5 protein-coding genes are annotated in these 12,984 nt (G+C 54.9%); 4 read left to right on the forward strand and 1 reads right to left on the reverse strand.

The features are described 5' to 3' along the window. Positions 1–278 precede the first annotated feature (278 nt). Positions 279–2,600, reverse strand: coding sequence for an NfeD family protein (locus HG66A1_RS16250; protein ID WP_145186045.1), 2,322 nt, complete (start codon positions 2,598–2,600; stop codon positions 279–281). Between the two features lie 449 nt (positions 2,601–3,049). Here HG66A1_RS16250 and HG66A1_RS16255 point away from each other — a divergent pair, with 449 nt between their 5' ends. The 4 genes from HG66A1_RS16255 to HG66A1_RS16270 all read left to right on the forward strand — a co-directional run bounded on the left by HG66A1_RS16255 (position 3,050) and on the right by HG66A1_RS16270 (position 12,968). Next, on the forward strand, positions 3,050–7,621 hold the full coding sequence (locus tag HG66A1_RS16255) for a DEAD/DEAH box helicase (RefSeq protein ID WP_145186048.1): 4,572 nt from the start codon (positions 3,050–3,052) through the stop codon (positions 7,619–7,621). Positions 7,622–7,660: 39 nt separating this feature from the next. Continuing rightward, on the forward strand, positions 7,661–10,612 hold the full coding sequence (locus HG66A1_RS16260) for a tetratricopeptide repeat protein (RefSeq protein WP_145186051.1): 2,952 nt from the start codon (positions 7,661–7,663) through the stop codon (positions 10,610–10,612). A gap of 164 nt (positions 10,613–10,776) precedes the next feature. Next, positions 10,777–11,043: a MazG nucleotide pyrophosphohydrolase domain-containing protein gene (locus tag HG66A1_RS16265; protein WP_145193808.1), complete on the forward strand. Its 267-nt coding sequence runs from the start codon at positions 10,777–10,779 to the stop codon at positions 11,041–11,043. A 146-nt stretch (positions 11,044–11,189) separates the two neighbouring features. Then, a complete protein-coding gene (locus HG66A1_RS16270; protein ID WP_145186054.1) occupies positions 11,190–12,968 on the forward strand; it encodes a HEAT repeat domain-containing protein in 1,779 nt (592 codons plus the stop codon). Positions 12,969–12,984 lie beyond the last annotated feature (16 nt).

The raw sequence follows: 12,984 nt of genomic DNA on the forward strand, positions 1-12,984 counted from the left end.
GACAAACAGAGAAGATCGGGGACTTCCCCATGCAAAGACAGCCACTACGATCCTTGTCTGGACTTTCTGAGACGGGTAATGGCGAGAGAAAACAAAGCTATTACGCTAGCTTTCAGGGTATTTAAGGTACTTAATGTAGCAATTTGAATAGATTATTCAATGGATACACTACACGGTTTATAAAAACGTTTCTGAATCAATTTAAACCGTCAGCATACCCTGACAACCGGAAAAGCATACACATAAGCCCACCTTTACCAGCAAGAAACCGCATTACCCTAAGCAGTTTCCTCATCGGGACTTACTTCACGCACCACAATTTCATTCCCTTGAATCTGGGAAATTTCTACCGGTACACCGACCTGAATATAGGGGCCTTCGCTGATCACATCGATCCAGACTCCCTCAATTTCAACCCGTCCAGCGGGTCGTAAAACGGATGTGGTGACCCCCTGCATGCCCACTTTTAACTCCAAGCCGTGGCGCTGGACACTGTCAAAGTTGCCGAGCAGTTCGGGGTCCAGCCGGATCTCGTGACCACCAGGACGTTGATTGTCGCCCGGGGGTGCGAGAATAATCGAACTCATCAGCCGCGACTCGGGCAGAAATCGATTCAGAATCAACGCCAGCACAATAACCGTTACCAACGACGCACTCATGGTGCCGACCGTGTTGGTCATGTTGGTGAAATCGGAACCGGGGCGCAATGTATTGAAATCCCCGAAGGTCTGGCTGGCAAGAATAATCGAAGAGACGATCAGCAGCCCTCCGGAAACGCCGAAGATCCCGAAACCGGGAATGACGAAGATCTCCATCAGAATGCAGATCATGCCGATCACGAACAGGACGATCTCGAGGTATCCAGCCGTCCCTCCCAGGAATTTGCTCCAGAAAAACAAGCCGAAACAGACGGCTGACATAATTCCGAACATCCCGGTCAGCGTATAAAGTTCGAGGTAGATGAACAGGGCACCCATAAAGAATAGCAGAAAGGTCACCGCTCCCGTGTTAAGGTAAAAAACGAGGGTATCGACCCAGGTACGCCCAACCGCTTTCAAGTTGACACCAGCGGCAATTCCCAGTCGCTGCTTGAGTTCATCCATGTCACGCACGGGAGGTTCCGCGAGCTTGAGTTCGTGAGCCCGGACGCCATTAACGGTCAGCAGGTTGCCTTTCTTCGACTCGGGAATCATCGGGCCTTTGATCCATTCCCCATTCGATTCATGAATTTCAGTATCGGACATGAACCAGAGCTGACCGGTTTTGCTGTTGGTGACTTCAAAGACTTCCAGGTCTTTATCCATCATCGCTTCACAGACCGCTGGTGGCCGGCCTTTCTTTTCTGCGAGATCGCGAATCGTCACCCGGATCGGACTCAGAATTTTTTCCGGTACGAATTCGAACTGCCCATTTTTGTTCTCATGCATGACCCCCGCGTCGCCAATCTGGCCGTTGGGTTTGAGAAAAATCTCGTCACAGCCCAGGGCAATAATCGCCGCACTGCTCATGGCACGTTCGGGAATATACGCAACGGTGCGAACCTTACTGGATTCGAGATCGGCAATCCGATTCGCCAGATTCATCCCGGAAAGCAGGTATCCACCGCCAGAATCGATTTCAAACACCAGCATATTGGCCCCGGAATTGACGGCCCGATTGATCTGCCGTTCGATGAATGTTTCCAGAATGGGTGAAATCATCCCGTCGACCTTGATCAACATTACTTTAGGTGCTTCTCCCACCGTCGGATCGTCGCGCAGCTTTTCCCGTGGAATGCCGTAGAATTCGGAAAGATCTCCCCGGGAATGGGCCAGTTGCTGGACCAGAACATCGACGGCCCGGGCTTTGCTGCCCGAAAAAACGCCCAGCGAACCGACTTCTTTGATGGTTTCCACATCGGTGATCACAGCCTGATTGTCCCGCAGTCGCTTCAGTTCTTCGGGAGTGACCACCCGCGATTCGACCTGCTTATTCTTGCCTTCGCCCTGCTGGATTTTCACTTTCAGCACGGCCTGCTGCGGATCCATCATGCCCAGAGCCAGTGCCCGGCTCAGTTTGGGATTGTGCCGTTTTTCCACGATCGAGAGCACAAACTGCTGTTCGTCCCGATCCAGTGCTTTACCGTATCCGATATCACCCAGTTCCGCATCGGGGTGCATCACGATTTCATCACAGGCCAGCGCCAGAACCACGTTGTTACCAATGACCGTTTCCGGGATCCACGCAATTGTTTTCAAGCTGGATAATTTAGACGAGGCCAGAAATTTCGCCAGCCCCTGCACCTGGTGAAAGGGGCTCGAACCGGGTGTGATTTTAAGCACCAGATAGCCTGTCTCTCCGGCTTGAGCGGCTTCGTTCTGCAGTGCCAGGGCGGCATTGGTCACGCGTCCGTAGGTGACCTCACCCACGGGACTTTCGATTGACATAAACTGTGCGGGAATCGATGGGGGCCCGTCGGGCTCGGCTTTCTTCGCAGGTGGATCCGCTGGTTTATCGGATTTGGGAGCCTGTTTGGCAGGATCAGCCTGGAGTGCAGAATTTCCGTTGAGCACTAAAAGTCCCAGAATCAAGGCCAGGAACATCTGGTTGACGTGTTTCATGATGTGACTTTCAATCAGGTCTGAACTGCAAAGGCTGAAAACAAAATCGCGTTCTCAGCTGTCGGCCTCAAGATGGGACAGCGCCCCGGCTCTACTACTATAATCAGTTTCGGAAGAGGGGGTGTACTCATTTAACGGTATTTTATCCCACAGGGATCATTTCCTGCACAAAAATTATAGATGATTTTCCCATTCGAAATAAGGCCCTGCTTTTCATTCCAGCCCGAACAGAATGAATCTTCACAAATCGTGACGTTTCTCTATAGACAGATGGGAGACACTTCATGTTCATCGCAAAAGCCTCGATTACGTTCACTGGTGAGAGACGCGTGCGGCTCAACAATCCTGACCTGTGAAACCGTAAGAATTTCGGAGAAAACAGGTTAAATTTTCAGCGGTCACTCCTTACAATACTGGGACGAATCGTATCAGCACCCTAAAGGGCAACCATGTCATTCTACGGCTATCACCCCATCATCGAAAAGTGGTTTCGCAAACGCTTTGCGGGCCCTACCGAACCGCAGCAGCAGGGCTGGCCCTGCATCAACCGGGGTGAGCACACACTGATTTCCGCCCCTACCGGTAGTGGTAAGACATTGACGGCGTTCCTGTCAGTGATCGATCGCATCGTGAAACGCTCACTGGAAGGCGACCTCGATGATGAGACCGTGGTCGTCTACGTCTCCCCCTTACGGGCGCTCTCCAATGACATGCATCGGAACCTGACCGAGCCGCTGGAAGAAATTTCCGCACTGCTCGAAGAAGAAGGCTACCTGTTCACACCGATCCGCATCGGATTGCGCACCGGCGACACCCCTTCCTCACAGCGGACTGCGCTGGTCCGGCGTCCGCCCCATATTCTTGTGACGACTCCTGAATCGCTGTACCTGATGCTGACCGGCACCAAAAGCCGGGAGACATTGAAAACCGTCGAGACTGTAATCGTCGACGAAATCCATGCTCTGCTCCGCGACAAACGGGGATCGCACTGGTCGTTGACCCTCGAACGACTCGAAACACTGGTCGAGCATCCGTTGCAGCGAATTGGGCTGTCAGCGACGCAGAAGCCGCTGGAACGGGTCGCACAATACCTGGTAGGAAACCGTCCCGAGATAGAGATCACGAGTTCTGCTCCTCCGGAACAGGAGAATGCTCACCCCGAACAGACCTGCCGGATTGTGAATATCGGCCACTCCCGCACACTGGATGTGGCAATCCAGGTTCCCCCTTCGGAACTGAGTGCGATCTGCACTCACGAACAATGGGCGGAAGTGCTGGACCAGATCGTCGCGTTGATTGAATCGCATCACAGTACGCTGATCTTTGTCAACACACGGCGTCTGGCCGAACGGATTACCCATCAGTTGACCGAGCGACTGGGAGAAGAAGTCGTCGGCAGCCATCACGGATCGTTGTCCGCCAAAATCCGGCATCGTACCGAGCAGAAGCTGAAAACGGGGGAACTGAAGGCGGTCATCGCTACCGCGTCACTTGAGCTGGGAATCGACGTCGGCTACATCGACCTGGTGGTACAGATTGGTTCGCCACGGGGCATCGCGACCTTCCTGCAACGGATCGGTCGCTCGGGGCACTCACTGGGACTGGTGCCTAAAGGACGGATCTTCGCGCTCTCCCGCGATGAATTAATGGAAAGCATGGCCCTGGTTCGGTCGATCAAGCAGGGAATCCTGGATACGGTCCGCATGCCGGAAGCCCCGATCGATATTCTGGCCCAGCAGATCGTGGCGGAAGTCTCCAGCCAGGAATGGAACACCGAGGAACTGTTTGCAGCGGTCACACGGTCGTATTCCTATCGCAATCTGAAGCGGACCGACTTCGACAGCACGATTCAATTTCTGAGTGAAGGCATCAGCAGCACAGCCGGCCGCAGTCGCGTCTATCTGCACCACGACCAGGTACAGAAACGAGTCCGCAGTCGCAAGAATGCGCGTCTCGTCTCGACGATGAACGGCGGTGCGATTCCGGAAATCGCCTCGTACCGTGTCGTCACCGAAGACGATCAGACGGTGGTCGGATCGGTGGATGAAGAATTCGCCGTGGAAAGCATGGCCGGGGATGTCTTCCTGCTGGGCAACACGTCCTGGCAGATCCGCTACGTGCGTGGCGGCGATGTGACTGTCGTCGATGCCCACGGTGCGCCGCCGTCAATTCCCTTCTGGTTTGGTGAAGCACCGGGACGTTCGCTGGAGCTCTCGACCGAGATCTCGCATCTGCGGGAAGAACTTTCGCAGCGGATTGAAGATCCCGAACAGGCGATTCTCTGGCTGACGACCGAATGCAATGTCGATGAGTGGGCGGCTAAACAGACGGTGGAATACATTCAGGCCCAGAAAGCGGCCCTGGGAATGGTGCCCACGCAGAAACGAATTGTCTTCGAGCGGTTCTTTGATGAATCCGGGGGCATGCAGCTGGTGATTCACGCCCCTTTTGGTGGCGACATCAACCGGGCCTGGGGTTATACAATGCGCAAGCGGTTCTGCCGCTCTTACAATTTTGAGCTGCAGGCGACCGCCGACGATAACGGTATCATTCTCTCGCTCGGGCCGCAGCACAGCTTTCCGCTGGAAAGCCTGTTTTCGATGCTCAATACCAGCAACGTGCAACAGCTGTCCGAACAGGCCATTCTGGATCATCCCATGTTCCACGTCCGCTGGCGGTGGAATGTGACCCGCTCCCTGCTCGTCTCCCGCATGCAGAACGGAAAAAAAGTTCCACCTCCGCTGCAGCGGTTTCGCGCCGAAGACCTTTTGACCGCCGTTTTCCCCCGACTGACCGGCTGTCCGGAGAACGAGATCGGCGAGATTGTCCGCCCCGATCATATTCTCGTCGACCAGACACTCTATGACTGTCTTAACGAACAACTCGATATCGACGGGCTCAAACAGGTCTTACTGGAAATTGAGCAGGACCAGATCAAGCTGATCCCCCGCGATACCCGGGAGCCGTCCCCCTTTTGTTATGAGCTTTTGAATTCCAGCCCCTATACCTTCCTGGACGGGGGCGAAGCCCAGGAACGACGCGCCCGAGCCGTGGCAACGCGGCACACACTGTCTGTGGAAAGCGTGGAAGATCTGGGACGTTTGTCGCCCGAGGCGATCGCGCAGGTCTGTCAGGAAGCGCAGCCCCTGGTTCGCAATGCAGACGAATTCCACGATGTCCTGCTGGGACGGATTCATCTTCCCATCAACCAGTGTCCCGACTGGGCCGACTGGTATCGGGAACTTGAAGCCACAGGACGCGCGACGACACTCACACGTGCGATTGACAATACAATTCCAAGTTGGGTAGCGACCGAACGACTGCCTGCAGCCCTGGCCGCTTTCCCCGATTCCTCACATGCACCGGCAGTCGAAGTTCCTGCAGGCGTACAGCAGGAATGGGAGTCGACCGAGGCCCGCACGGCCATCATTCGGGGACTGCTGGATACCTGCGGCCCCCTGTCGGTGGCGGAGCTTGCGGATCTGGCTGGCATGACCGAATCGCAAACCGAAGCGGCCCTGTATGCACTCGAAGGCGAAGGCTCTGCCATGCAGGGTTACTTCCGCGTTAAAGATCCAAACTGGGATCAGAGTGCAGCTGAGGGTCAGGAGCAGGCGGAAGTGAAAGAGTCAGACAACGTCGTCCCGCCCAAAGAATGGTGTCATCGCCGGCTGCTGTCCCGTATTCATCGTCTGACGCTGCAGGGACTAAGGGCCCAGGTACAGCCTGTTGATCCCAGTGTGTTTATTCGTTATCTCACGCATCATCATGGACTGGCTGGCGGCGAGAAACGGACCGGCACGAATGGTCTGTTCGAAGTACTCTCGATGCTGCAGGGGATCGACATCCCGGCGGTCTGCTGGGAACGGGATATCCTGCCGGCACGCCTTTCGAACTATCAGAGCAGTCAGTTGGACGAACTCTGTTTCACCGGCGAGATTGGCTGGGGGCGACTCTATCCTCCCAAGCGCAACCCGGATCAGGGGAAACCGATGACCGGCATCACCCGCAATGCGCCGGTGTCGTTCTTTCTCCGCGAGGATATCCCCTGGCTGACCTGTTTTAACCTGGTGCAGTCAGAGAGTGAATCAGAAGAATCCTGCCTGAGCAGCCCGGCACAGGAAGTACAGGAACTGTTGACCCAGCGTGGTGCCCTGTTTGCCACCGATCTGATGACGGCGACCGAGTCACTCCCTTCGCAGATCGCTGATTCACTAGGCGAACTGATTGCCCGCGGTCTGGTCACTTCAGACAGTTTTTCCGGCATGCGACAGTTTACGCAGGACCGCGCTACACAGAAACGGCGTTCTTCGCGGAAATCGCGGATCGGTCTGGTCCGCAAACGTTCGACTCCCAACAACACCGGACGTTGGTCAATCTGGCGACGCGAGCCTGAGGAACCAATTGAAGAACGGGGACTCAAGCATTACGAAAATGTCGAACAGTGGGCGTGGCAGCTGCTCAGGCGGTGGGGCGTGGTATTCCGCGACCTGCTGATTCGTGAACCCGGTGCGCCGCGGTGGTTTGAACTGCTGCAGATCTTTCGTCGGCTCGAAGCCCGCGGTGAAATCCGCGGGGGGCGTTTTGTGACGGGCGTAGCTGGCGAGCAGTTTGCCATGTCGGGTACGATTCAGGAACTGAGAAAGTTACGGGATGAATCGGGCTGTGATGAACTGACGATTCTGTCCGCAGCCGACCCTCTGAACCTGGTGGGCATTCTGACCAAAGACGCACGCGTTCCCAGCACGGCTCACAATCGCCTGGCTTACTGGAACGGAAACCTGATCGCCTACTCGAAGAGCGAAGAACTGTTCCTGGTAACCAAGGTCAACGACAAAATTAAACGGGAACTCGTGCTCGGCTTCGGGCTCCCCTTGCCCGCAGGATCCAGTCCGGAACAGAACACAGTCGAAGATGAAACGGACTCCTCAGACGAGTTGCAGACAGTCGAAGCAACAGAAACCGAGAGCCCGGTTGAAGAGTCGACGCCACGAAAATCACCTCGCCCCTCATTTCTCTAAACGCAGGAATGTCCCGGGGATTTTAATACGGAAGAGCGCATGCGGAAATATGTCATCTACTTTGCCCTGATTTACCTCATCACGGGACTGCTGCTCCCTGCTTCCCTGCCTGTCAGCCTTGTGCGTGCTGCGGAAACAGAGAAACCATCTGCGGTCGACGAACAGTTACAAACCGCTTACGAGCACCTGCAGCATGGGCGATACGCAGAGGCACGTGAATCTTATGTAGAGGTGGAGAAGAAGCTGGCTGACGTCTCTCCCCCAACCAGCGAGGCGCATTGGAAGCTGATGCAGGGCCTGATGCGGATTGACCTGGAGACGGGCGACACAGCAGCTGCATTCCGTCGCCTGGAAACCGCGTTGAAACAGGATCCGCGTCGCGCAGAACTGCAAGCCTGGGCCGCGAAACTTTATTTTGAGGCGGGGCAATATGAAGAGGCCGAAAAGCACGTCGCGACGGCGTTGACTCTGGACGCCGATCAACCGCGGGCGCATCTGATACAGGCACACCTGCTCACCGAGGCAGGTAAGATTGAAGAAGCCAACGAAGCCTTCCGCTGGTTTGTCCGCTATTATAATCGTGCTCAGCCGGAAGATGCCGAGACGCTGCTGATCATCGCGGACGGCGCAACGCAGTACGCACGCTGGAACAGCGTTTCGCAGATCTTTAATTTCGTGGTCAACACGCTCTGTCCGGATGCACTTAAAGATGATCCTCTGGCCTGGGAGGCGTCTTTCCTGAGCGGTTCCATCCTGCAGGAAAAGTACAATCGACCACAGTCAGCCGAAGAATTTCAGGCGGCACTGACGACGAATTCGCAGGCTGCGCCGGTTTACGTCGCACTGGCAGAGACCGCGGTTGAAATTCGGGAGTTCGACACCAGCAGCGAACTGCTGGAAAAGGCCTTGAAGATCAACCCGCGTCTGCTCTCCGCTCTGTTGCTGAAATGTGACCTGGAACTGATCAACGGACAGTACCCACAGGCTCTGAAAACAGTTGCAGAAGCGGAAAAGGTTAATGCCCGCAGTCAGCTGGTGCTGGCACGGAAGGCGGCCTGCTTTCTGCTGCTGGATGGTGTTCCCACCACCGACGAACTCAAGCCCTTCTTCGACAATACTGAAACGAAAACAAAACCAGCGGGAAAATCTTCCCGGTTTAATCAGCTATTGACTGACCTGCTGGCAGAGAATCCCAAACCGGGCTACTTTCTGTTTGAGCTGGGGAACCTGCTCGAATTCAAACGGCAGTTCGCGTTTGCAGAATTTGCGTACCTGAAAACCAGGGAACTGATGCCGCAACTTTCCGGTCCTCAGACGTCCCTGGGAATGCTCTACATGCAGATGGGCCGGACAGATCTTGCTCAGGAAACCCTCAACGCTGCTTTCCAGGCCGACCCCTATCATGTACGGGTCAGCAACATGCGCAAGGTCCTGGGCGTACTGGAGTCATATGGCTCGATCGTGACCGATCATTTTGTAATCCGCTATGATTCGAAAGCCGATTATATCCTCGGACAGTACATGGCGGACTATCTGGAAGAGATCTACCCGGAGATGGTAGCGCAGTTTGGCTACGAACCGCCGGGCAAAACGCAGTTTGAGATCTACCACGACGCCAAAGGGCTCTCAGCCCATCAGTGGTTCAGTGCGCGGATGATCGGTCTGCCCTGGATTCAGACGATTGGTGCCTCAACCGGTGCTGTCGTCGCGCTGACTTCTCCAACGGCCATGCAGGAACCGTTCAACTGGGCCAGTGTCCTGAAACACGAACTGGTGCATGTATTCACGCTGCAGCAGACGAAGTACAAAATCCCGCACTGGTTTACCGAAGCCCTGGCTGTTCGCAGTGAGAATTCAGCCCGACCGCAGAAGTTCAATCAACTGCTGGTCGAACGGGTTCCTAAAAATGAAATCTACAGTCTGGATGAACTGGACGGCGTCTTCGTCCGTCCTAAATCGTCCTCAAACTGGAACTTCGCGTACTGCCAAAGTCTGCTTTGTGCTGACTTCATGGTGGCCGAATTCGGAGACGACGCACTGAAAAAGCTGCTGCTCTCCTATCAGGAGCAGGGATCGACAGCGACCGCCATCCAGGATTGCTTCGGGATCAGTCAGGAAGAGTTCGAAAAACGTTACCATGCTTACCTCAAGAAGATTACTGCCTCGCTGAAGGGGTATCAGTCCGAGGAAGCAGACCTGAGCTTTCGCGAGCTTCAGAAGCAGTACGAAGCCAATCAGAGTGATCCGGATCTCGCGGGGAAATACGCGTATCGCCTGCTCCGCCTGCGTAAGAAAGGGGAAGCCCGCAGCATTGCCAGGAAAGTGCTGGAGACGCATCCCACTCAGGCCCAGGCGGCACTGACCATCGCGCAGCTGGAACTGCTGTCCGAAGATCTGGACTCGGCACTCGACGTTCTACAGAAACCGCTCTCCGTCAAAACACCAGACGTCGATGTGCTGAGTCTGGCCGGAAAGATCCTGCTGAAACAGACGAAGTTCGACGAAGCGCTGCCCGTTTACGAACAGGCTCATCAAACCTATCCTTACCAGACCGAATGGTTACAGGGGCTGTCGATTATTTATCAGCAACAGAAGAAAGAGAAACAGCTGCAGGAGGCGCTGCTGAAGCTGGTGCACCTGGATCCCAACGATGAAACCAGTATGAAGCTGCTGATGGAAGGCTACCGGAAACAGGGTGACCTGGAACAGGCACTGCGCTGGGGACAGGCGGCTTTACAGGTAGACGTGCTGGATCCGGAAACGCATCAGCAGCTTTCCGAAATCGCTTTGAAGCTGGACCGAATATCGGTTGCCATTCGCGAACTCAAGATGCTGCTGCACCTGCAGGAAGACAACGCTGAACAGCGTTACCTGCTTGCTAAAACACTGCTGGATGCAGGACAACGAGAGGCAGCCCGGACTGAGCTGGATCTGCTCTTAAAACAGAACCCCACACACGCCGAGGGGCTCAAACTGAAACAGAAACTGTAACACGCCCGACACGCATGGCGTATGATGATCATCATTTGAACTGACGCAGACAAGGAACCATTGTGACCAACGACCTCCCCCCCGCTTCGGAAACTTCCTCGACAGACGCAAACCCGCGGCAACCAGGCTTATCGGTTTCCCAGTTCCAGGCGGTGATTCATAAAATGTTTTTCGAGAAGGACCAGTCACGGGGGATCGAAGGCACGTTTATGTGGTTTATGGAAGAGGTCGGCGAACTCTCTTCTGCGCTGCGTGAAAACGACGATCCACAGAACCTGGAAGAGGAATTTGCAGATGTTCTGGCCTGGCTGGCGACCATGGCGAATGTGGCGGGTGTCGATCTGGAACAGGCCGTCAGTCGTAAATATGTCCAGGGATGTCCACGGTGCAATCAGGCAGTGTGTACTTGTGATCTCTCCTGGAAGCCCTGAATCGTAAATGTGAATATCGTAATGATTTGGGGCATAAAGATTGACACTGCTTTATATCTGAATTTAGACTGGAGAGATGCGGAGAAGTTTCGGCTTCTTTCTCCTGTCAGCAATATTCTCTCATCTCAGATTGCTAACGCATCAACATGGAAAATCATTGCGCCTTAATCAGACGGAATGCGAGCCCGCACCGTACCAGCCTGACTGGTATCTGGTGCCTCTGTACTTTCCTTCTGCTCGCGTGCTTTGCCGAGCAGGCAGCAGCCCAACCTCCTCAGGCGGAGATTGACGCCGCCATCAAACGCGGAGTTGCTTTCCTCAAAAAGAAGCCCGACTATGGCCGGAGCGGCATGAATGCCTTTGTGGCATACACGCTGTTGAAAACGGGTGAATCCCCCGACTCCCCTTACATCCAGAACTGCCTGAAAAACATCATGGCAGATCATAACCAGAAGAATTCCGACGGCGAAATCGTTTATACTCCGGGCGGAGATTACAATTACACTGCCGGCGTGCAGCTGATGGTGTTCGAAGCGATCAGCCCGGAAAAGTATCATAATGAAATCAAGACCACGGTTGATTTTCTGATCAAGACCCAGCAGCCAGCCGGCAGCTGGTATTATCCACAGCAGGAACCCAATAATGGCGACACCAGTATCACGCAGTATGCGATTCTGGGGCTCTGGGCTGCGGAACGGGCCGGGGTAATGATTCCCACCCGCGTCTGGGACAATGCCGCCCGCTGGCATCTGACAACCCAACTGCCAAATGGCGGATTTGGATATCATCCCGGGGGCCAGACAGACCGGGGTGCCAAACACACGATGGGTGTGGCGGGGACCGGCAGTATGTATGTGATTTCCCGCCAGTTGTATCCCAACGGACAGCCCCGCACCGCGCCGACCACCGGTAAGGAAGGCGAGCCTAAAAAGAAATTCGGTTTCCTGGAAAAAGTGAACCTCACCGAAAAAGATAAAGAGGGTGAGGAGAACCTGTTCACAAAACCGACCATTGCCCTGTCAGCGCTTGAGACCGGCAAAACTCGAGGCGCGAACTGGGTCGTCAACAATTACAATTATCGTAACCCGACCGGCTGGCCCAACTATTATCTGTACGGGATCGAACGTCTGGCCGCTTTGGCCGATGCGAAAAAACTGGGGCCTCACGACTGGTACGCCGACGGTGCACGACACCTGTTGATGATGCAACTGGAGGATGGTAGCTGGAAAGGTTCGGGAAATATCGATGCAGCGACCTGCCTGGCAATCATATTTCTGGCCAAGGCAACCGTGAAAACCATTGACCGCAAGTATAAGCCCGATCCGGTAGGCTCCGGTCTGCTGGCCGGGGGACGGGGACTGCCCAAGAACCTGGCCGAGGTTCAGATGCGGAATGGTAAGGTGGAAAGCAAAACCCTGTCTGGAGATCTCAGCGAACTGCTGGCCCAGCTCGAAGATCCGGCAACTGCGGATCTGGACACAACCCAGGAAACGCTGGTCGAAACAATTACCATCGGGAACCGGGAAGATCTGATCAAACAGAAAGACCGGGTCTTGAAACTGATTGATGCCCGCTCTCCGGATGTCAGGCGGACTGCTGTCTGGGCACTGGCACGAACCAATGACTTTCGTATGGCTCCCTATCTGATTCGATCATTGAAAGATCCGGATCTGAGTGTGCGGATCGAGGCGAGGAACGGTCTCTGCACCCTCAGCCGAAAAATCCGGGGACTGGGGATGCCCGAAGATCCCCTGGCCGATGTGCCGGAAGACCTGACAAAAGAAGAACGCGTGATCATCGCCGATCAATGGGCCGATGAAGCCACCCGACGCTGGCAGAAATGGTACAACAGCGTGAAACCCTTTGATGAAATATTCAACCTCTACGAAGTTCTCGACCAGCTCCCCAAGTCAAAGTCCAAATAACCACCAATAGAAAACT

The sequence above is a fragment of the Gimesia chilikensis genome, from assembly GCF_007744075.1.
In the GTDB taxonomy this organism is placed as follows: Bacteria; Planctomycetota; Planctomycetia; order Planctomycetales; family Planctomycetaceae; genus Gimesia; species Gimesia chilikensis_A.

Excerpts from the sequence above, each read along its gene's own strand:
- HG66A1_RS16260 (WP_145186051.1), top strand. The coding sequence starts at position 7,661 with ATGCGGAAATATGTCATCTACTTTGCCCTGATTTACCTCATCACGGGA.
- HG66A1_RS16265 (WP_145193808.1), top strand. The coding sequence starts at position 10,777 with ATGTTTTTCGAGAAGGACCAGTCACGGGGGATCGAAGGCACGTTTATG.
- HG66A1_RS16255 (WP_145186048.1), top strand. The coding sequence starts at position 3,050 with ATGTCATTCTACGGCTATCACCCCATCATCGAAAAGTGGTTTCGCAAA.
- HG66A1_RS16270 (WP_145186054.1), top strand. The coding sequence starts at position 11,190 with ATGGAAAATCATTGCGCCTTAATCAGACGGAATGCGAGCCCGCACCGT.
- HG66A1_RS16250 (WP_145186045.1), bottom strand. The coding sequence starts at position 2,600 with ATGAAACACGTCAACCAGATGTTCCTGGCCTTGATTCTGGGACTTTTA.